Below are 19,200 nucleotides of genomic sequence, written 5' to 3'. Positions count from 1 at the left end.
GAGATAAACCATGGCTCGCTATACCGGCCCCGCAACTAAGAAGTCCCGTCGCCTCCGGGTCGACCTCATCGGTGGAGACGCATCGTTCGAGCGTCGTCCGTACCCGCCCGGCCAGCACGGTCGCGCGCGGATCAAGGAGTCCGAGTACCTGCTCCAGCTGCAGGAGAAGCAGAAGGCTCGCTTCACCTACGGCGTCATGGAGAAGCAGTTCCGCCGCTACTACGAAGAGGCGAACCGTCGCTCCGGCAAGACCGGTGACGTGCTGCTCCAGATCCTGGAGACCCGTCTCGACAACGTCGTCTACCGCGCGGGCATCGCCCGCACGCGTCGTCAGGCCCGCCAGATGGTCAGCCACGGCCACTTCACCGTCAACGGTGTCCGCGTGGACGTGCCCAGCTACCGCGTCAGCCAGTACGACATCATCGACGTCCGTCCGAAGTCGCTGCAGACCACGCCGTTCCAGATCGCCCAGGAGACCCTCGGCGACCGGACCCCGCCGGCTTGGCTGCAGGTGGTTCCGTCGACGCTGCGCATCCTCGTGCACTCGGTGCCCGAGCGCGCACAGATCGACGTCCCGCTGACCGAGCAGCTCATCGTCGAGTTCTACTCGAAGTAAGCCGCTCACCAGAAAACCTGAGCAGCCCCGCAGCTGCTTCGGTTCCGCTTCCAGACCGTCAAATAGCGGGCGGTCACGAAGGAGAAACACCCTCACATGCTCATCTCACAGCGACCCACCCTGTCCGAAGAGGTCATCGCCGAGAACCGGTCGAAGTTCACCATCGAACCGCTCGAGCCGGGCTTCGGCTACACCCTCGGCAACTCGCTGCGGCGCACGCTGCTCTCGTCCATCCCGGGCGCGGCAGTCACCAGCATCCGCATCGACGGCGTCCTGCACGAGTTCACCACCGTCCCCGGAGTGAAGGAGGATGTCACCAACATCATCCTGAACCTCAAGGGTCTCGTGGTCAGCTCGGAAGAAGACGAGCCGGTCACCATGTACGTCCGTAAGCAGGGTCCGGGAGCCGTCACCGGCGCCGACATCGTGCCGCCCGCAGGCGTCACCGTCCACAACCCCGACCTGCACATCGCGACCCTCAACGACAAGGGCAAGCTCGAGATCGAGCTCGTCGTCGAGCGGGGCCGCGGTTACGTTCCGGCCGTGCAGAACAAGGCCACCGGCGCAGAGATCGGCCGCATCCCGGTCGACTCGATCTACTCGCCGGTCCTCAAGGTGACCTACAACGTCGAGGCCACCCGTGTCGAGCAGCGCACCGACTTCGATCGTCTGGTGCTCGACGTGGAGACCAAGAACTCCATCACCGCCCGTGACGCCCTGGCGTCCGCCGGTAAGACCCTGGTCGAGCTCTTCGGCCTGGCTCGGGAGCTCAACGTCGAGGCCGAAGGCATCGAGATCGGACCCTCGCCTGCCGAGGCCGACCACATCGCCGCGTTCACGCTGCCGATCGAGGACCTCGAGCTGACCGTCCGTTCGTACAACTGCCTCAAGCGCGAAGGTGTGCACACCGTCGGCGAGCTGGTCGCACGCACGGAGTCGGATCTGCTCGACATCCGCAACTTCGGTCAGAAGTCCATCGACGAGGTGAAGGTGAAGCTCCACGGTCTGGGACTGGCCCTCAAGGACAGCCCGGCCAGCTTCGACCCGTCGCAGGTCGCCGGTTACGACCCGGCCACCGGCACGTGGACGGACGAGGCGTCGTACGACGCCGACTCCGGTGAGGATTTCGCGGAGACCGAACAGCTCTGAGCTGCTTGAACCACTACGACTTCCGGTCGAGAGATCGGCGAGTCCCCTCCTAGGAGAGAGAAATGCCAAAGCCCACAAAGGGTGCCCGCCTCGGCGGGTCGGCCAGCCACCAGAAGGCGATCCTGGCGAACCTCGCCACGGCGCTCTTCGAGCACGGCCGCATCACCACCACAGAAGCGAAGGCCAAGCGGCTCCGTCCGTACGCGGAGAAGCTCATCACCCATGCGAAGACCGGCGAGCTCGCCAACCGTCGCCAGGTGATGAAGGACATCCGCGACAAGGACGTCGTCCACACGCTGTTCGCCGAGATCGGCCCGCAGTTCGCCGAGCGCAACGGTGGCTACACCCGCATCATCAAGACTCTGCCGCGCAAGGGCGACAACGCTCCGATGGCAGTGATCGAACTGGTCAGCGGATCGACCGCCTCCAGCGAGGCGAGCCGTGTCGCACGTGCCGCAGCGTCGAAGGCCAAGGCCGAAGAAGCCAAGGCCGAAGAAGCCAAGGCCGACGAGGCTGAGGCCGACGAGGTCGAGGCCGAGAACGTCGTCGAGGAGGTCGAAGCCGACGCCACCGAGGCAGAGGTCGAGAACGCCGACGCCGTGGCAGAGGCGGTCGACGATCAGTCGTCGGCAGCCGTCGCCGAGGACGCCAAGGAAGACTGATTCCTCCTGACACCTCGCTGCCCGCCCCCGTCACCGACGAGGGCGGGCAGTGTCGTCTTCGACTCACCATCGGCTACGACGGCACCGACTTCTCCGGTTGGGCCACCCAGCCCGGCCGCCGCACCGTCTGCGAGACCGTCGAGTCGACGCTCGCCACCGTGCTCCGCGCGCCCGTGCGGCTCACCGTCGCCGGACGCACCGACGCCGGTGTGCACGCCTCGGGGCAGATCGCGCACTGCGACGTGCCCGTCGCCTCCCTGCGGACACGGTCCATCGACGGAGAGCCGTCGCGTCTGGTCCGCAGGTTGGCCAAGATGCTGCCCGACGACGTCCGCGTCAAAGCCGTCGACGAGGTCTCCACCGACTTCGACGCGCGCTTCGCGGCGTTGGCGCGCACCTACCGCTACCGACTGGCCGACGCACGCTGGGGCGCCGAGCCCACAGCGGCCCGCGTCACCGCCGACTGGCCGCGCGATCTGGACGTCGACGCGATGAACGACGCCGCGCACGGCCTCGTCGGACTCAACGACTTCGCGGCCTTCTGCCGCTACCGCGAGGGCTCCACCACCATCCGCGAACTGCAGGAGTTCTCCTGGCGTCGTGATGACGACGGCGTTCTGGTGGCCGTGGTCCGCGCGGACGCCTTCTGCTGGTCGATGGTCCGCTCCCTGGTCGGCGCCGTCGCCCTGGTCGGTGACGGCCGCCGCGATCGGGACTGGTGCACCGGTCTGCTCGCCGAGCGCAGTCGCTCCGCGCAGGTCCCGGTCGCCCAGGCGCGCGGCCTCTGCCTGGTGCACGTCGCCTACCCGCCGCCGGCCGAATGGGCGGCCCGCGCCGAACTGACCCGCGACGTACGCGACGCGGGTGACCTCGCGGGCGGCTGCTGCGGCGACTGACCGTCGTTCAGGCGGCCTCGGCATCCTCGGCGAACTGCGTGCGGTACAGCTCCGCGTACCGACCGTCCGAGGCCAGCAGTTCCACGTGTGTGCCCGATTCCACGACCCGACCGGCCTCGAGGACCAGAATGCGATCAGCGCCTCGGACCGTCGCCAGCCGATGTGCGATCACCACCGCGGTCCGACCGGTGAGCGCTTCGGCGAGCGCCTCGGTCACGGCGGCCTCCGACGTCGAGTCCAGATGAGCCGTCGCCTCGTCGAGGACCACCACGCGCGGCCGAGCCAACAGGACGCGAGCGATCGTGAGCCGCTGACGTTCGCCGCCGGAGAACCGGTGTCCACGCTCGCCGACGACGGTGTCGAGACCGTCCGGGAGCGCGGCGACCAGCCGGTCGAGTCGGGCGCGCCGCAAGGCGTCCCACACCTGCGGGTCCGTGGCATCCGGCCGGGCCAGGGTCAGATTCGCGCGCACGGTGTCGTGGAACAGGTGTCCGTCCTGTGTCACCATGCCGACCGCGCGGTGCAGCTGTGTCGAGTCGGTGTCCCGGACGTCGACGCCGCCGATGCGGACGGAACCGTTGTCGACGTCGAACAGTCGGGGAATGAGTCCGGCGACGGTCGACTTGCCCGCCCCCGACGATCCGACGAGGGCCACCGTCCCTCCCGCGGGCACGCCGAACGAGACGTCGTGCAGAACCTGTGCTCCGACGGTGGGATCGAGCGTCGTGACGTCCTCCAATGATGCGAGCGAGACGGATTCGGCCGACGGGTAGGTGAAGTCGACGGAGTCGAACTCGACGGCGAGGGGGCCGTCGGGCAGGGGCGTCCGATCCGGGCGGTCGGTGATCAGCGGTGGCAGATCGAGGACCTCGAACACCCGGGAGAAGCTGACGAGCGCGCCCATCACCTCCACGCGTGCGTTGGCCAACGCGGTCAGAGGTGCGTACAGCCGGGTCAGCAGCATGGCGAGCGAGACGACGGTGCCCGCCTGGATGCGGTGATCGAGGGCCAGCACTCCGCCCACACCGTAGGTCAAGGCCAGTGCCAGCGCCGACACCAGCATCAGGGCGAGGACGAAGGTCTGTTGCACCATGGCCGACCGTACGCCCAGATCGCGGACCCGACCTGCGCGCGCGGCGAACTCCGCCGACTCCCGGTCGGCGTCGCCGAAGAGCTTGATCAGGGTGGCTCCGGGCGCCGAGAACCGTTCGGTCATCCGGTCGCTCATCGCCGCGTTGTGATGGGCCTTGCTGTACTGGAGACCGGCCAGCCGCGCGCCGATCCGACGGGCGGGCAGCAGGAACAGCGGCAGCAGAACCAGGGCGAGGACGGTGACCTGCCAGGACAGGGTGAGCATCGCGGCCAGCGCCAGCAGCAGAGTCACCACGTTCGAGACGATGCCCGCGAACGCATCGCTGAAGGCCCGCTGGGCGCCGATCACGTCGTTGTTCAGACGGCTGACGAGTGCGCCGGTGCGAGTACGTCCGAAGAAGGCGACGGGCATGGTCTGCACGTGGTCGTACACCGCGGTGCGCAGATCGAAGATCAGTCGTTCGCCGATCGTCGACGACAGCCATCGCTGGGCCAGGCCCAGCGCCGCCTCGGCTACCGCGACGACGGCGATGACGACGGCCAGGACGATCACGGTCCGAGCGGGTGCGGCACGGGTGATCGCGTCGACGACTCGTCCGGCGAGGAGGGGCGTCGCGACCGCCGTCGCCGCTACCGCGACGCTCACCGCGGCGAAGCAGGTCAGTCGGCGACGATGCGGTCGTGCGAACCGCGCCATGCGTGCGATCGTCGACCGGTCGACGGTGCCGTCTCCGGTTCGGGTGTTCATCGCGGAGTAGACGGTGTTCCACGCGGTGCTCTCGATGCTCATGCCTCGACTGTGAAACATCAACTATGGTTGAGGTCAAGTGTCGGTGATCGACGAGGGGAGCCGAGATGACGGACAAGCCGCCGTGGGAGCGTCGGGAGCTGACGGTCGGTGAACTGTCGGCGAGGAGCGGCGTCGCGGTCTCGGCGTTGCACTTCTATGAGCGGGAGGGGCTGATCGACGCGCGCCGGACCAGCGGCAACCAGCGTCGGTACCGGCGCGACACGTTGCGTCGCGTGGCGTTGATCAGGATCGCGCAGCGAGTCGGGATTCCGCTGGCCGACATCGGAGCCGCGCTGGCCCGACTGCCCGAGGGGCGCACGCCGACCGCACACGACTGGGCGGAGTTGTCGCTGGCGTGGCGCGATGAACTCGACGAGAGGATCCACCGGTTGCAGCAGCTCCGAGACGACTTCGACGGGTGCATCGGGTGCGGCTGTCTGTCGTTGCAGCGGTGCGCGTTGGCCAATCCGCACGACGAGTACGGTGGCCACGGCGACGGGCCCCGCCGACTGATCGAGACGTAATCCGTGCCGTCTGCCCGTGCCGTCCGGAGGAACGTCACGGGCCGCATGCTCGTCGGTACGGGCATGCGGCCCGCGGGTGGAGCGGCCAGGGAGGGAGCCGACGTTCACAGGAATTACGTTCGTTTGTAGAACGAAACATAAGCTACAGTGTGGTCGATCGTCAAGCATCGCTGCTCGGCGAACGGGGGAGGGAATCGATGACGACCGAGGTCGGTACGGGGAGACCGCGAGACAGCCGGATCGATGCGGCGGTGCTGGGCGCCGCGCGCGAGGTGCTCAGCGAAGTCGGCTATGCCGGACTGACGTTGACCGAGGTCGCGGCCCGCGCGGGCACGTCGGTGCCCGCTCTGCGTCGCCGCTGGCCGGGGAAGGTGCATCTGGTGCACCATGTGCTGTTTCCGAGCGAAGTGACCATGCCGCCGCGGAATCCGAACGCGACGCTCGACGACGAGATCGTGGCGATCATCGACGGATGCGCGGTGATCTTCGGTGACTGTGCCACTCGCCAGGCGGTCATCGGACTGATCGGCGACCTCGGACCTCAGGCCGATGTGCAGCAGCAGCTGACGGACCGTCTGCGCGACGTCGTATGGCCGGATGTGACGCAACGTCTGCGCGACGCCGCCGCGCGCGACGGCATCGACGCCCCGGACGATCCGACGATGGTGATCGAGATGGCCTTCGGCGGCACCCTGGCCGCAGTCCTCATGCGCGGTGGCGACGGACTCGACGACGCCTGGCGCGCTTCGATGCGGAGAGTGCTGCGAGCGGTGCTCGCGGCCGGGGACTGAGCGTTCAGCTGCGCCGGAAGCCGTGCGACAGCTCGGTCAGCAGTTCGGCGACGAGTTGGTTCGGCGCGGCGTCGTCGCGTAGAACGGCCGACACGGGGAGAGTGAAGCTCAGGCTGCGCCGACACGAGATGCCCGGCTGCAACGGGTCCTCGTAGAGCAGCGTCCACGAGTCCGGGCGGTTGATCAGGTCGAAGGCCACCGAGTGTCCTTCCCGGATCTCGGGACCGTACGTCACCTCGACGTCGGCGCGGTCGAAGGCCCGGTCGACGAGGCGGTGGAGCAGGACCTGTCGATCGGCGGGCGGCAGCAGCAGGGGGTAGGGGGCGAGATCGGCCGGAGTCGGCGCCTGGCCGCCTGCTGCGAGCGGATGACGCGAACTGAAGGCGATGACGGGCTGGTCCACCCACAACGGATCGAGGTACAGGCCGTCGCGGTCGACGGTGCCGCGGATCAGGGCCAGATCGGCTTCGCCGGAGGCCACCGCGTCGATGCGCTGTGCGAACGGTTTGATCAGGAAGTCGATCTCGGCGTCGGGGTTGGCGTCGCGGACCCCCGACACCGCCGCCAGTGCGGCGCGCGCGAACGACATGTTGGCGGCGATGCGGACTCGGTCGGGGCGCGGTGCGGTCGCGGCGATCGCATCGTCGCGCAGTGCGAGCAGATCGCGGGCGTACGGCAGGAAGGTCTCGCCCGCCTCGGTGAGTCGGACGCGGCGCTGCGACCGATCGAAGAGCTCGACCGCGAGTTCGCGTTCGAGGGCCGCCACCTGGTGGCTGATGGCCGACTGCGACACGAAGCAGCGCTGCGCCGCACGTGAGAAGCCTCCGGTCTCGGCGACGGCCGCGACGTACTCCAGCTGACGAAACTCCATTCCGTCATTGTATGAGAAAACCAGATGGAACCTACAACAGAATGCCTGTTCATCGAGGTTGTCCATGCACGTGCGTTCTAGCAATCTGGTTGTAGCACCAGTTACGGACGCGAGAGGAGCGCAGGGACAATGCGAAGCACCGACGTGGTGATCATCGGATCGGGATTCGGCGGTCTGGCCGCAGCGAAGCGGTTGGCCAAGTCGAGAGTCGACACGTTGTTGATCTCGGCCACCGACGAGCATCTGTTCCAGCCGTTGCTCTATCAGGTCGCGACCGGCGTCCTGCCGACCGAGGAGATCGCGCCGAACATCGCCGACGTGCTCGCGTCCAAGGAGACCGTGTCGGTGGTCCGCGGATACGTGACCGCCGTCGACGTCGAGCGCAAGGTCGTCGTCTACCGCACCGACGATGGAGTCGAAGAGGTCGCGTATCGGAAGCTGATCGCGGCGGCAGGCGTCGCGCAGGGCTATTTCGGTCACGACGAGTGGGCCGAGGCCACTTTCTCGCTCAAGACGCTCGACGACGCCGTCGCGCTCCGCGGACAGTTGCTCGACTGTTTCGCGGCACCGGCCGACGACGTCGACGCGCACACCTTCGTGGTGGTCGGCGGCGGTGCGACCGGCGTCGAGATCGCCGGGCAGATCCGGGAGCTGGCCGTCCGCCACTTCACCGACGTCCCCGCGCACGTCTACCTCGTCGAAGGCGCGGGCGACCTGCTGCCGGTGTACGGCGGCAAGCTGTCGGACTTCACCCGCGCAACCCTGGAGAAGACGGGGATCGAGGTGCTCACCGACACCTTCGTCACCGACATCGACGGTCATGCGGTGACAGTTCGCAGCGGTCAGACCGAACGCGTCCTGCGCGCGGCGACCATCGTGTGGTCGGCGGGCGTTCGGGCCACCGACCTGTCGGCGACCATCGCCGAGGCCACCGGCTGCGCCACGGACCGGGCCGGGCGCCTGCTGATCGACGACGATCTGACCGTCGGCGACCGCGACGACGTCTTCGCCATCGGCGACATGACCAGCCTCAAGGGCTACCCGGGTCAGAGCCCGGTGGCCATGCAGCAGGGCCGCCACGTCGCCGACATGATCCGCGGGAAGAAGGCGCCGGGTACCGAGTTCGTGTACACCGACAAGGGCAGCATGGCGGTGGTGAACCGCCACAACGCCGTCGTCGACGCGCCGTTCGGGATCAAACTCACCGGAGTGCTCGGTTGGTTCACCTGGTTGGGTGTGCACTTGTACTACCTGGTCGGCTTCCGGAACCGGGCGGTCGCGGTGGCCTCGTGGTTCAAGTCGTTCGCGGGTCGGGCACGCCCGGGATTCGCGCAGGCCGTGCCGTCCGCCGACGGTCGGCCGGACGACCGGTCCGACGGGGTCGACACCGCGGCCTGACCGCTCGTATCGGCGGCCCGGAGAGATCCCCCGATCTCTCCGGGCCGCTGCGTCGCCGCCGCCTCACCCCTCGAAAGGCGGGTGGCGTCGCAGCACAGTGCCGCCGAAGTCGTCGGCGATCGTGGCGGCCAGTTCGACGAACGCCCGGCGCGCGTGTCTGCCGAGGAGATCGAGGTCGATGTCGGCGCCCTCGGCGAGATGGTCGTCGAACGGCACCTCCTGAACGGCTCGACACCGGGTCAGGAAGTGTTGGGTCAGATTGCCGACGTCGATCGACGACGCGCCCGGCCGTGCCGAACTGAGGACCACGACGCACCGGCCGATCAGATGACCGAAGCCGTGTCCCTGGAGCCAGTCGAGGGTGGCGCCCGCGCTCCTCGCGCCATCGAGGGCCGGCGAGCTGACCAGCACGATCGCATCGGCCAGGTCGAGGACACCGCGCATTGCATCGTGGGACATTCCGGTCCCGCAGTCGGTGAGGATGATGTTGTAGAACCGCTGCAGGATCGACATGACGCCGCGGTACTCGCTCTCGTCGAACGCCTCTGCGGCGGCCGGATCGCGTTCGGACGCCAGGACTTCCAAGCGGCTCGGCGCCTGCGAGGTGTGCGCACGGACGTCGGAGTAGCGGGACAGGACCGGATCGGCGAGCAGATCGCGGACCGTCGACTGGGTCTGCAGCGGGATGCGCTGTGCGAGCGTGCCCAGGTCGGGATTGGCGTCGACGGCGATGACGCGGTCGCCGCGCAGAGACGAGAACGTGGATCCGAGGCCGATGGTCGTGGTGGTCTTTCCGACGCCGCCCTTGAGGGAGAGCACCGCGATGCGGTAGTCGCCGCGGACCGGTTGCCGGACGCGGTCGAGCAGGTCGCGGTATTCGAGCTCGGCCGGCGACTCACCCGGATTCACGGTGCCGGCGCTGAGCGTGTGCACCGCTCGACGCCATCCATGCGCCGGCGCGCGTCTGGCCTTCCTGATCAGTGCGACCTCGTCGAGGGCCGGACCGAGCTGCCCGGTCGTGGGAGGCGGCGTCGGGCGAATCGGATTCGGGAAATTCGGCCGGGGACCGCCCGGTGGCGGCATCGGCGGCGGCGGTGCCGGTCGCGGCGGGGTGACGGGCGGGCTGACGACGCCGACCGGTGGCGGCGGCACGATCTGCGAGAGATCCACCGCGCCCGCCGGGATCGGAGTCGGGTCGGCCGCTACCGGAGCGGCGGCCGGTTCCGGCGGAGTCGCACTCACCAGCCAAGGCGGAGTCTCCGGGTCGTACGGGCCGGTGCCGGATCCGGTCGGTGAGGCGAAGTCGGTCGTCATTGCGGTGGTCCCCTCGAATGCGGTGTTCCTGCGGTGCGCGGAACGCTACGCCCGTGGAACCGCGACACGCCCGAGAGAAAGACAATGGAACCCGATCGGTCCGGCGTGCGTCTGACCCTTCATGGAGACGAAGAATTCACCCGAACCCACAGGTCCCGGCGGTGCGGCGCCGGAGGGGATGACCACGGTGCGCTCGCGCGGCGGCGGAATCGTCGTGACCTGCACCCCGACCGGACTGCCGGTGGCCATGCGGCTCGAGCCGGCGCAGTGCCGCCGCGACCCGGGCGAGCTCGCCGCCGACATCCTCGCGTTGTGCAGACATGCCGGTGTCACCGCGGGCGTCCGACGACGGGCGAGTCTGGCCGCCGACGGCGTGCCGGAGGAGACGCTGTCGCTGCTCGGCCTGCCGTCCCGCGACGATCTGCTGGCCTCCGAGGACGCGGTCGACGCCGGATCGGTCCGGCGCGGCGGGAGTCTGCGATGAGCGTGATGGACGAGATCGCACGCAATGCCGAGCGTCAGCTCGAGATGCTCGAGGACGTCCAGACCCGACTCGGGGCGTTGACGGTGCGCGAGACCGGCGACGACGGTCGCGTGATCGTCCACGTCGACGTGTCGGGTGCACTCACCGGTCTGGAACTGCTTCCCGGGGCGTGCAAAGGGAATCCGATCGCGTTGGCGGAGGCGATCGTCCGGACGGCTGTGCGTGCGGCGACCCAGGTGTTCACCGAGCGCGCCGAGATCATGGCGGCGTTCGTCGAGGACTTCGCCGAACTCACCGGCGAGTCGATGGAACCGAACGGGCCGACCGTGCGTCCAACCTACCGAGAGCACTTTTCGTCGAAGGGGGAGTCATGAGTGGTCGTGTTCACGCGGTCCCGGCAGGGATCGAGGCGTTCGCCGCGACGTCGGCGACACTCGGTACGGCGACGGCGGGCGCCGCGGTCGGCGATACGGCGCGGGCGGCCGTGATGGCCGCCGCATTCGGTCTGATCGGACAGGAGTTCCTGGCCGCCTACGGCGTCGCCGAGGCCAATCACCTCGCCGCCGTCGCCCGTCTCGCGGCCGTGCACGGGGGCACCGCATCGGCGACCACGGCGGGTCTGGCCGCGCTGTCGGCGGCGGACACGGCCGGGGCGTCCGGTCTGGAGGCATGATGACCTGCGACGCCGACGGGCTCACCGTGGGCGACGTTCTGGCGCCGACCGGGATCACGGCACTGTTCGACACCCCGGTGAGCGAGGTTCTCGACGGACTCGGACTGCCGCGATTCGACGCACCGGCACAGGTCGGCCTGCCCGACCTGTCGTCGCTGAACCTGCGGTCGTTCCCCTCGATCACCGGGATCGATCCGGTGTCGCTGATGAAGCCGATCGTCGACCTGCTCGGCACGTTCGGCACCGGTTCGATGTCCGGCGGGGCCGACCCCGTCGCATCGCTGGGCGGCCTCGCCGGACTCCTGCGGTCGGGTGCGTCCGCCCTGCTGGACGCGGCGAGCAGCGTCGACATCGACTGGGCCGGACAGGCCGCGGCCGCGGCGATCGGTGCCGCCACTCGCACGGCGGGCCAGTCCGAGCAGGTCGCGGCGCAGGGCACGGCGATGGCGTCCGATGTCGCTTCGGCCGGGGCGATCGTCGGTGCGGGCTTCACCCGACTGCAGAGCGTCGTCGCCAAGACCGCGGGGCTGCTGGCTGCGGCCGCACCGGCGCTGGCGACACCGCCCGGCCAGATCGCCGCACTCGGCATCGCCGCCGAAGGGCTCACCGAAGGTCTCGCAGTGGTGGCCGAGACCCGGGCACAACTGGTGGCGCCGACCGCGCACATCGCCGGTGTCGGCGCACCGGTCTCCGTCTCGGATCCGCCGACCGCTCTGACCGGCGACACCTGGTCGACTCTGCTGCAACAGGCCGGGCCGCTGTTCCGAGCCGGCGTCCAGATCGCGGGGTCACTGCTCGGCGTCGACGGCGACGCGGCCCCGGAGAGCGATGTCGCGGTCGGGGGCGACGAGACGGCGTCGACCGCCGCGACATCGCCCGACTGCTGCGCACCGTGCGCGACCGCGACGGCGCCGACTACGCCGCAGTCGACGACCGCGGTCCAGACGTCCGCTGCGCCGTCGGCGACGGTTCGGCCCGCTGCCTCCACACCAGCGGTGCAGGCCGTCGACACGCCCGCGACGTCTCTCGCCGAGACTCCGATCGAACTCGTCGACCGACCGGTCACCAGCAATGCGACCGTCGTCGCCGATACCGGACCGGCATCGATCAGCACCGCCGCACCCGTCTCGTACAGCGGTGTTCCGCCGGTGCCGATGACATCGACGGCGGTCGCGGCCGCCGGGCGAGCCGTTGATCCGACGCCGCTGCGCCTGACCGAAACGTCGCCGGCGACACCGGAGGCGGATCCGACCGGTACGGACCTCGCGACGCTGCTCGCGCAACCGTTCGGCGCCGAGGTCGCCCTCCGGCTCGGCACCGACACCACAGATTTCGCCGGATCAGTCTGATCCGGCAGTTGAAGAAGGGGAATGCACGTGACCACAGGACTCAATGTCGACCTCGGCGCCTCGCAGGCGTCGACGGCGAGTATCAAAGGGATAGTCAGCGAGATGCAGGGGATCATCGGCCGCATCCAGTCGGCGGCGGCGAACGGCAGCAGCACCTGGGACGGCAAGGCGTCGACCACATTCGACGGTACGCACACCGACTGGCACCAGACCGCCACCAGGCTGCAGCACGCGCTCGACGAGATCGAGGCCAAGCTGACCACCGGCTTCCGCGGCTACGACGACGAGGACGCGACCGCGGCCGCCATGGTCGGCGGCTCGGGTCAGGGAACACTGGCGCTCTAGCGCCGGCAGATCAGGGGGTACAGAACATGTCCGGAGTGATTCGATACAATTTCGCGAGTCTCGACACGCTGTCGGGGGATCTGCGCGGTCAGTTTCAGCGGTTGGAGGAGCTGTCGGGGCAGCTCAAACGGCAGGTGACCGCGCTCGCCAGTCATTGGGACTCCGGTGGCGCGAACGCGTACCAGCAGTCGCAGGCTCAATGGGACAAGCTGTTCGCCGACGCGCGGACCAGGCTCGACTCGTTGGGGGTCGGAGTGCAGAAGGCGGCGTCGCAGATGCGCGACACCGACCTGCGTGTCAGTCGTACATTCGGCGCCTGAACGCAGCCGGCGCCGGTGCCGCATTCGTCGGGGGATGCGGTACCGGCGCCGGAGGTCGAGGACGTCAGGCGGTGTCGAGCCGCCACGTGCTGACGGCCCAGATGATCATGACGTCGACGGCGATGATGAGGATCGCCCACCACGGATGCTGCGGCAGCCACATGAACTGGGCGATGATCGACACCGAGGCGATGACGATCGCGGCCATGCGGGCCCAGTCGGAACCCATCGCCATACCGATCGCGACCGCGATGCCGATGATGCCGAGGATCAGGTGAATCCATCCCCAGGTGGTCAGGTTGAACGAGTAGACGTAGTCTTCGCCGATCACGAATATCTTGTCGTCGGCGAGCGCGGAGATGCCTTGCAGGGCTTCCAGCACACCTCCGACGAAGAGCAGCGCGGCCGCGCCGATCGTGATTCCACCCGCGTAGGCGTTATCGACGGGATCAGGTCTCGACATGTGGTTTCCCTTTCATATGGACGACAGACGGCAGCCGACTGTATCGAGATATAAGAGGGATTCGAGAGTCTTGTCACGGTTTTGACGGGGATTGGCGATATCGTGGCCTCATCGCAGATCAGCGCGCGATGTCAGCCCCGCTCGGGGGCCTCGCAGAGCCGTCTGGCGTTGAGCCTTCGACGCCGACCGCTTACCTACTTCTCTCCGGTGTGCCCGCGCAGCAGGTCGGCGAAGTCGGCCACCGGTCCCAGATCGGTGGGATGACCGCTGCGACGCGGCGCCGCTGCGCCGTCCGTCGGACCGCCGAACCCGGCGACGGAGCCGCCGACCATCATGCGGTCGGCGAGCTCGGCGCCTGCCCGCGAGATGCGGGTGCCGAGTTCGGGGGAACCGAAGTCGTCGGTCGCTGCGAAGACACCCGTCGGCAGCACCTCGGCCCGCAGGTACGCCAGGAGCGGGCGGATGGCGTGGTCGATCACCAGCGAGTGGCGCGGTGTACCGGCCGTCGCCGCGGCCAGGACCGGCACTCCGGTGAGCGCGTCCGGATCCAGGACGTCGAAGAACATCTTGAAGATGCCGCTGTACGACGCGGCGAACACCGGTGTCGCGACGATCAGACCGTCGGCGTCGGCGATCGCGTCCTGCGCCGCGCGGACCTGGGGCGACGCGACGCCGGAGGTCACCGCGGTCGCCAGATCGCGGGCGAGCGATGCGACGTCGATGTAGTCGATCGTCGCCTGCTCTCCGCGCGCAGACACCGCGGCCTCGACCGCACCCGCGAGCTGTTCGGACAACAGCCGTGTCGACGACGCCGCTGAGACTCCCGCGTTGACGACCACCACCCGGCGGGTCATCGTGCGGCCTCGGCCGCCGCGACCGCCGGGCTGGAGATCACCTTGCGGTGAGCGCTGTCGGCGCCCGCGGCGACCAGGTCCGCGTGCGACGGCGGATCGGACGGCACGTGTGCCGGGCGTCGGCGTTCGAACTCGGTGCGCAGGGTCGGCACCACCTCGCGGCCCAGGATCTCGACCTGCTCGAGGACCTGGTCCAGCGGGAGACCGGCGTGGTCGACGAGGAACAGCTGACGCTGGTAGTCGCCCGCGTAGCCGGCGAAGGTCAGCGTCTTCTCGATCACCTGCTCCGGAGTGCCGACCGTCAGCGGAGTCATCTCGGTGAACTCCTCCATCGACGGGCCGTGCCCGTAGACCGGCGCATTGTCGAAGTACGGACGGAAGCGCCGCTTGGCCTCGGCCTCGGTCTCGGCCATGAACACCTGTCCGCCGAGTCCGACGATCGCCTGATCGGCGGAGCCGTGGCCGTAGTGCTCGTAGCGCTGCCGGTACAGGTTCACCATCTGCTCGGTGTGCTCCTTGTTCCAGAAGATGTTGTTGTGGAAGAAGCCGTCGCCGTAGAACGCGGCCTGTTCGGCGATCTCCGGCGAACGGATGGAGCCGTGCCAGACGAACGGCGGCGTATCGTCCAGCGGAGCGGGGGTTGAGGTGAATCCCTGTAGGGGAGTGCGGAACTCGCCGTCCCAATCGACGTTCTTCTCACGCCACAGACGACGCAGCAGATGGTAGTTCTCCACGGCCATCGGGATGCCCTTGCGGATGTCCTTGCCGAACCACGGATACACCGGTCCGGTGTTGCCGCGGCCCAGGGTCAGGTCCACCCGACCGTCCGCCAGATGTTGCAGCATCGCATAGTCTTCGGCGATCTTGACCGGGTCGTTCGTGGTGATCAGGGTCGTCGCGGTGGAGAGCTGAAGCCGCTCGGTCCGCGCGGCGATCCAGCCGAGCATCGTGGTGGGCGAACTCGGCACGAACGGCGGATTGTGGTGCTCGCCGGTGGCGAACACGTCGAGACCGACCTCTTCGGCCTTGAGAGCGATCGCGGTCATCGCCGTCAACCGTTCGTGCTCGCTGACCGTGCTGCCGGTGGTGGGGTCGGCGGTCAGATCGCCGACGCTGAAGATGCCGAACTGCATTGACCTCTCGCTTTCGTCTCGCCGTCGCTCTGCTGCGCCGGACTCGATCAGCATAACCGGACCGCGGTCCGATTAATTCCGAAGGGTTGACGGGCGTACTCGGCGTGACGCCGGGCGATATGACACGACATCGGCGCGCGTCGCTGCGTTCGGGTCGGGCGTCGGACGAATACTGTTCTCCTGCAGAAGAAACGGGAATGTGGCCGGACATGATCGTCTGATGCGATAGGTTCTTGCTCACCGAAAGGTATGAACGGGATCACAAATCCCCTTCTCGAGCAGAAGTCTGCGACCCAGACATGCACACAGTGGACAAGGAGTAGTGCCGTGAGCAACCCGATGTTTCGGGTGAAGTCCGTCGAGCAATCGATGGCCGACACCGATGAACCGGACACCAAACTCAGAAAAGACCTGACCGCCTGGGACCTCACGGTGTTCGGCGTCGCCGTCGTCGTCGGTGCGGGCATCTTCACCCTGACCGCGACGACTGCGGGAAACGTCGCGGGGCCCTCGGTCTCGTTGGCGTTCGTCCTCGCAGCCATCGCCTGCGGACTCGCCGCGCTCTGCTATGCGGAATTCGCTTCGACGGTGCCGGTCGCGGGATCGGCCTACACCTTCTCGTATGCGACGTTCGGCGAGTTCATCGCCTGGATCATCGGCTGGGACCTGATCCTCGAATTCGCTCTCGCGGCGTCGGTCGTCGCCAAGGGCTGGTCGTCGTATCTGGGCAATGTGATCGGCGAGGGGAACAACGTCTTCGTGATCGGCGGGCACACCTTCGACTGGGGCGCCGCGCTCCTCATCGCGGTCCTGACGACGCTGCTCGTCCTCGGAACCAAGCTGTCGTCGCGCGTCTCGCTGATCATCACCTGTGTGAAGGTCGCCGTCGTCCTTCTGGTCATCATCGTCGGCGCGTTCTACTTCAGCGGTAAGAACCTCGACCCGTACGTTCCGCCCGCCCAGGACACCGGCGAGCAGGCGTCGGGCATTCACCAGACGCTGTTCTCCTGGATCAGCGGTGGTGCCGGCAGCAACTTCGGCTGGTACGGACTGCTCGCCGCGGCGTCGCTCGTCTTCTTCGCCTTCATCGGCTTCGACGTCGTCGCCACCACCGCCGAGGAGACCAAGGATCCGCAGAAGTCGCTGCCTCGGGGAATCCTCGGCTCGCTGGCGATCGTCACCGTCCTGTACGTGGGCGTCTCACTGGTGCTGACCGGGATGGTGCCGTACACCGAACTCGCGACGAAGGAGGTCGACGGCAAGGAGGTCACCTCCACTCTGGCCACCGCGTTCGAAGTCCACGGGATCACCTGGGCGCAGTGGGCGATCAACGTCGGAGCCCTGGCCGGACTCACCACCGTCGTGATGGTGATGCTCCTCGGCCAGACCCGTGTCGGGTTCGCGATGTCGCGCGACGGGCTGCTGCCACGCGGCCTGGCCAAGACCGGTAAGCGCGGCACCCCGTACCGGATCACGGTGATCGTCGGTGTCGTGTCCGCCGCACTGGCCTTCTTCTTCCCGATGGGCACCCTCGAAGAGATGGTGAACATCGGCACCCTGTTCGCGTTCGTCCTGGTCTGCATCGGCGTCGTCGTGCTGCGGCGTACGCGACCGGACCTCAAGCGCGGCTTCCGAGTGCCGTTGGTGCCGTTGGTGCCGATTCTCGCGGTCCTCGCGTGCATCTGGCTGATGATCAACCTGTCGATCGAGACCTGGGTCCGATTCCTCGTGTGGATGGTCATCGGCATCGTCGTCTACATGGCGTACGGCGTCCGACACTCCGTCCTCGGCATGCGTGAGCGAAAGGAACTGCCGGGCTTCGCCACCGTCGACGGCCACGGCGACACGACACCCTCCGCGGATGCGGGCTCGGACACCTGACGCCGTCCGCGATACTCTGCCCTAGCCGAGACTCGTACCGGTCCCTCCTTCGGGGGTGGCCGGTACTCCTCGTTCACGAACCACGCTTTCCGATCGAGAGGGACCAGATGACAGCGCCTTCGGACGCCATGACCAGCCAGACCATCAATGGAGTCGAGTTCAAGGTCGCCGACCTGTCGCTCGCCGAGTACGGCCGCAAGGAGATCCGTCTCGCCGAGCACGAGATGCCGGGCCTGATGGAGCTGCGTCGCGAGTACGCCGACGTCGCACCGCTGAAGGGCGCCCGCATCTCCGGCTCGCTGCACATGACCGTGCAGACCGCCGTTCTCATCGAGACCCTGACCGCGTTGGGAGCAGAGGTCCGCTGGGCCTCGTGCAACATCTTCTCCACGCAGGACGAGGCCGCCGCGGCGATCGTCGTCGGACCGAACGGAACCCCGGAAGAGCCCGCGGGCGTGCCGGTGTTCGCATGGAAGGGCGAGAGCCTCGAAGAGTACTGGTGGGCCGCCGAGAAGATGCTCACCTGGCCGGACCAGCCGGCCAACATGATCCTCGACGACGGCGGCGACGCCACCATGCTGGTGCTGCGCGGCGCCGAGTTCGAGAAGGCGGGCGTCGTGCCGCCCGAGGACTCGTCGCACCCCGCCGAGTACAAGGTGTTCCTCGAACTGCTTCGCAAGTCGATGGCCGCCGACGCGGGCAAGTGGACCGCCGTCGCCGAGTCGGTGCAGGGCGTCACCGAGGAGACCACCACCGGTGTCCTGCGCCTGTACCAGTTCGCCGCGGCCGGCGACCTCAAGTTCCCGGCGATCAACGTCAACGACTCGGTCACCAAGAGCAAGTTCGACAACAAGTACGGCACCCGGCACTCGCTCATCGACGGCATCAACCGTGGCACCGACGTTCTGATCGGTGGCAAGAAGGCCCTCGTCTGCGGTTACGGCGATGTCGGCAAGGGCTGCGCCGAGAGCCTCAAGGGGCAGGGCGCGCGCGTCCAGGTCACCGAGATCGACCCGATCAACGCGCTGCAGGCGCTCATGGACGGTTTCGACGTCGTCACCGTCGACGACGCGATCGGCGACGCCGACATCGTCATCACGTCGACCGGCAACCTCGGCATCATCACCTTCGAGCAGATGAAGAAGATGAAGAACCAGGCCATCCTGGGCAACATCGGTCACTTCGACAACGAGATCGACATGGCCGGTCTCGAGGCGGCCGAGGAGATGACCCGCATCAAGATCAAGCCGCAGGTGGACCAGTGGGTCTTCGGCGACGGACACTCGATCATCGTGCTGTCCGAGGGCCGCCTGTTGAATCTGGGCAACGCGACCGGCCACCCGTCGTTCGTCATGAGCAACAGCTTCTCGAACCAGGTCATCGCGCAGATCGAGCTGTGGACCAAGAACAGCGAATACGACAACGAGGTCTACCGGCTGCCCAAGCACCTCGACGAGAAGGTCGCGCGCATCCACGTCGAGGCCCTCGGCGGCACGCTGACCAAGCTCACCAAGGAGCAGGCCGAATACATCGGCGTCGACGTCGAAGGCCCGTACAAGCCGGAGCACTACCGCTACTGAGCCGTGCTCGCCGAC

At 68.0% G+C, this 19,200-nt stretch carries 21 protein-coding genes; 15 read left to right on the top strand and 6 right to left on the bottom strand.

Features of this window, described 5'->3' with window-relative positions:
* The first annotated feature begins 10 nt into the window (after positions 1-10).
* The 4 genes from rpsD to truA all read left to right on the top strand — a co-directional run bounded on the left by rpsD (position 11) and on the right by truA (position 3,323).
* Positions 11-616, top strand: a complete 606-nt coding sequence (rpsD, locus tag BKA16_RS20975; RefSeq protein WP_183372492.1) for a 30S ribosomal protein S4 — start codon at positions 11-13, stop codon at positions 614-616.
* Positions 617-712: 96 nt separating this feature from the next.
* A complete protein-coding gene (locus BKA16_RS20970) occupies positions 713-1,765 on the top strand; it encodes a DNA-directed RNA polymerase subunit alpha (RefSeq protein WP_183372491.1) in 1,053 nt (350 codons plus the stop codon).
* 62 nt (positions 1,766-1,827) lie between these two features.
* Positions 1,828-2,427: a 50S ribosomal protein L17 gene (gene rplQ, locus BKA16_RS20965; RefSeq protein WP_183372490.1), complete on the top strand. Its 600-nt coding sequence runs from the start codon at positions 1,828-1,830 to the stop codon at positions 2,425-2,427.
* Positions 2,428-2,444: 17 nt separating this feature from the next.
* The gene (truA, locus tag BKA16_RS20960; RefSeq protein ID WP_183373224.1) at positions 2,445-3,323 is read left to right on the top strand and encodes a tRNA pseudouridine(38-40) synthase TruA; all 879 of its coding nucleotides are present in this window, start codon (positions 2,445-2,447) and stop codon (positions 3,321-3,323) included.
* A gap of 7 nt (positions 3,324-3,330) precedes the next feature.
* Here the strand turns inward: truA and BKA16_RS20955 are convergent, their stop codons facing one another.
* Positions 3,331-5,205: an ABC transporter ATP-binding protein gene (locus tag BKA16_RS20955; protein WP_183372489.1), complete on the bottom strand. Its 1,875-nt coding sequence runs from the start codon at positions 5,203-5,205 to the stop codon at positions 3,331-3,333.
* Between the two features lie 65 nt (positions 5,206-5,270).
* On the opposite strand from BKA16_RS20955, the gene soxR reads away from it, so the two are divergent.
* Together soxR and BKA16_RS20945 are read left to right on the top strand one after the other, a co-directional pair.
* A complete protein-coding gene (gene soxR / locus BKA16_RS20950; protein WP_183372488.1) occupies positions 5,271-5,729 on the top strand; it encodes a redox-sensitive transcriptional activator SoxR in 459 nt (152 codons plus the stop codon).
* A 197-nt stretch (positions 5,730-5,926) separates the two neighbouring features.
* Positions 5,927-6,520, top strand: a complete 594-nt coding sequence (locus BKA16_RS20945; RefSeq protein WP_183372487.1) for a TetR/AcrR family transcriptional regulator — start codon at positions 5,927-5,929, stop codon at positions 6,518-6,520.
* Positions 6,521-6,524: 4 nt separating this feature from the next.
* Here BKA16_RS20945 and BKA16_RS20940 read toward each other — a convergent pair whose 3' ends face one another.
* A complete protein-coding gene (locus tag BKA16_RS20940) occupies positions 6,525-7,391 on the bottom strand; it encodes a LysR family transcriptional regulator (protein ID WP_183372486.1) in 867 nt (288 codons plus the stop codon).
* A 129-nt stretch (positions 7,392-7,520) separates the two neighbouring features.
* Here BKA16_RS20940 and BKA16_RS20935 point away from each other — a divergent pair, with 129 nt between their 5' ends.
* Entirely contained in the window at positions 7,521-8,789 is a 1,269-nt protein-coding gene (locus tag BKA16_RS20935) for an NAD(P)/FAD-dependent oxidoreductase (protein WP_183372485.1), read from the top strand.
* 63 nt (positions 8,790-8,852) lie between these two features.
* Here the strand turns inward: BKA16_RS20935 and BKA16_RS20930 are convergent, their stop codons facing one another.
* Entirely contained in the window at positions 8,853-10,103 is a 1,251-nt protein-coding gene (locus BKA16_RS20930) for a MinD/ParA family ATP-binding protein (protein ID WP_183372484.1), read from the bottom strand.
* 121 nt (positions 10,104-10,224) lie between these two features.
* Here BKA16_RS20930 and BKA16_RS20925 point away from each other — a divergent pair, with 121 nt between their 5' ends.
* Genes BKA16_RS20925 through BKA16_RS20900 form a run of 6 tightly spaced genes read left to right on the top strand, consistent with a single transcriptional unit; the run spans position 10,225 to position 13,274 of the window.
* A complete protein-coding gene (locus tag BKA16_RS20925) occupies positions 10,225-10,587 on the top strand; it encodes a hypothetical protein (protein WP_246371840.1) in 363 nt (120 codons plus the stop codon).
* Positions 10,584-10,961, top strand: a complete 378-nt coding sequence (locus BKA16_RS20920) for a YbaB/EbfC family nucleoid-associated protein (protein WP_183372483.1) — start codon at positions 10,584-10,586, stop codon at positions 10,959-10,961. The genes BKA16_RS20925 and BKA16_RS20920 overlap by 4 nt, the downstream gene beginning before the upstream one ends.
* Entirely contained in the window at positions 10,958-11,260 is a 303-nt protein-coding gene (locus BKA16_RS20915) for a hypothetical protein (RefSeq protein ID WP_183372482.1), read from the top strand. Before BKA16_RS20920 ends, BKA16_RS20915 begins: the two co-directional genes overlap by 4 nt.
* Positions 11,260-12,609 (top strand): ribosomal eL19 family protein, encoded by a 1,350-nt coding sequence (locus tag BKA16_RS20910; protein WP_221246936.1) that lies wholly within the window; start codon positions 11,260-11,262, stop codon positions 12,607-12,609. The genes BKA16_RS20915 and BKA16_RS20910 overlap by 1 nt, the downstream gene beginning before the upstream one ends.
* Before the next feature lie 27 nt (positions 12,610-12,636).
* Entirely contained in the window at positions 12,637-12,954 is a 318-nt protein-coding gene (locus tag BKA16_RS20905; protein ID WP_343067553.1) for a WXG100 family type VII secretion target, read from the top strand.
* A 26-nt stretch (positions 12,955-12,980) separates the two neighbouring features.
* Entirely contained in the window at positions 12,981-13,274 is a 294-nt protein-coding gene (locus BKA16_RS20900) for a WXG100 family type VII secretion target (protein WP_183372479.1), read from the top strand.
* Positions 13,275-13,338: 64 nt separating this feature from the next.
* Here BKA16_RS20900 and BKA16_RS20895 read toward each other — a convergent pair whose 3' ends face one another.
* The 3 genes from BKA16_RS20895 to BKA16_RS20885 form a co-directional block, all read right to left on the bottom strand.
* Positions 13,339-13,737: a DUF7144 family membrane protein gene (locus BKA16_RS20895; protein ID WP_183372478.1), complete on the bottom strand. Its 399-nt coding sequence runs from the start codon at positions 13,735-13,737 to the stop codon at positions 13,339-13,341.
* Positions 13,738-13,931: 194 nt separating this feature from the next.
* Complete coding sequence (locus BKA16_RS20890) at positions 13,932-14,591, bottom strand: CE1759 family FMN reductase (protein ID WP_183372477.1); 660 nt, start codon at positions 14,589-14,591, stop codon at positions 13,932-13,934.
* Positions 14,588-15,724: an LLM class flavin-dependent oxidoreductase gene (locus tag BKA16_RS20885; RefSeq protein ID WP_183372476.1), complete on the bottom strand. Its 1,137-nt coding sequence runs from the start codon at positions 15,722-15,724 to the stop codon at positions 14,588-14,590. The genes BKA16_RS20890 and BKA16_RS20885 overlap by 4 nt, the downstream gene beginning before the upstream one ends.
* 327 nt (positions 15,725-16,051) lie before the next feature.
* Between BKA16_RS20885 and BKA16_RS20880 the strand changes: the two genes are divergently transcribed.
* Together BKA16_RS20880 and ahcY are read left to right on the top strand one after the other, a co-directional pair.
* Complete coding sequence (locus BKA16_RS20880) at positions 16,052-17,605, top strand: amino acid permease (RefSeq protein ID WP_183372475.1); 1,554 nt, start codon at positions 16,052-16,054, stop codon at positions 17,603-17,605.
* 107 nt (positions 17,606-17,712) lie between these two features.
* Positions 17,713-19,185 (top strand): adenosylhomocysteinase, encoded by a 1,473-nt coding sequence (gene ahcY, locus BKA16_RS20875; protein ID WP_183372474.1) that lies wholly within the window; start codon positions 17,713-17,715, stop codon positions 19,183-19,185.
* Positions 19,186-19,200 lie beyond the last annotated feature (15 nt).

It is taken from the genome of Gordonia humi (genome assembly GCF_014197435.1).
Classification (GTDB): Bacteria; Actinomycetota; Actinomycetes; order Mycobacteriales; family Mycobacteriaceae; genus Gordonia; species Gordonia humi.
The sequence above is the reverse complement of the archived record's forward strand: the minus strand, read 5'-3'. Positions and strand labels throughout refer to the sequence as shown.

Bases quoted from the DNA above. Each gene is read 5' to 3' on its own strand.
- rpsD (WP_183372492.1), top strand. From the start codon at position 11: ATGGCTCGCTATACCGGCCCCGCAACTAAGAAGTCCCGTCGCCTCCGG.
- BKA16_RS20970 (WP_183372491.1), top strand. From the start codon at position 713: ATGCTCATCTCACAGCGACCCACCCTGTCCGAAGAGGTCATCGCCGAG.
- rplQ (WP_183372490.1), top strand. From the start codon at position 1,828: ATGCCAAAGCCCACAAAGGGTGCCCGCCTCGGCGGGTCGGCCAGCCAC.
- BKA16_RS20955 (WP_183372489.1), bottom strand. From the start codon at position 5,205: ATGAGCATCGAGAGCACCGCGTGGAACACCGTCTACTCCGCGATGAAC.
- soxR (WP_183372488.1), top strand. From the start codon at position 5,271: ATGACGGACAAGCCGCCGTGGGAGCGTCGGGAGCTGACGGTCGGTGAA.
- BKA16_RS20945 (WP_183372487.1), top strand. From the start codon at position 5,927: ATGACGACCGAGGTCGGTACGGGGAGACCGCGAGACAGCCGGATCGAT.
- BKA16_RS20940 (WP_183372486.1), bottom strand. From the start codon at position 7,391: ATGGAGTTTCGTCAGCTGGAGTACGTCGCGGCCGTCGCCGAGACCGGA.
- BKA16_RS20935 (WP_183372485.1), top strand. From the start codon at position 7,521: ATGCGAAGCACCGACGTGGTGATCATCGGATCGGGATTCGGCGGTCTG.
- BKA16_RS20930 (WP_183372484.1), bottom strand. From the start codon at position 10,103: ATGACGACCGACTTCGCCTCACCGACCGGATCCGGCACCGGCCCGTAC.
- BKA16_RS20925 (WP_246371840.1), top strand. From the start codon at position 10,225: ATGGAGACGAAGAATTCACCCGAACCCACAGGTCCCGGCGGTGCGGCG.
- BKA16_RS20920 (WP_183372483.1), top strand. From the start codon at position 10,584: ATGAGCGTGATGGACGAGATCGCACGCAATGCCGAGCGTCAGCTCGAG.
- BKA16_RS20915 (WP_183372482.1), top strand. From the start codon at position 10,958: ATGAGTGGTCGTGTTCACGCGGTCCCGGCAGGGATCGAGGCGTTCGCC.
- BKA16_RS20910 (WP_221246936.1), top strand. From the start codon at position 11,260: ATGACCTGCGACGCCGACGGGCTCACCGTGGGCGACGTTCTGGCGCCG.
- BKA16_RS20900 (WP_183372479.1), top strand. From the start codon at position 12,981: ATGTCCGGAGTGATTCGATACAATTTCGCGAGTCTCGACACGCTGTCG.
- BKA16_RS20895 (WP_183372478.1), bottom strand. From the start codon at position 13,737: ATGTCGAGACCTGATCCCGTCGATAACGCCTACGCGGGTGGAATCACG.
- BKA16_RS20890 (WP_183372477.1), bottom strand. From the start codon at position 14,591: ATGACCCGCCGGGTGGTGGTCGTCAACGCGGGAGTCTCAGCGGCGTCG.
- BKA16_RS20885 (WP_183372476.1), bottom strand. From the start codon at position 15,724: ATGCAGTTCGGCATCTTCAGCGTCGGCGATCTGACCGCCGACCCCACC.
- ahcY (WP_183372474.1), top strand. From the start codon at position 17,713: ATGACAGCGCCTTCGGACGCCATGACCAGCCAGACCATCAATGGAGTC.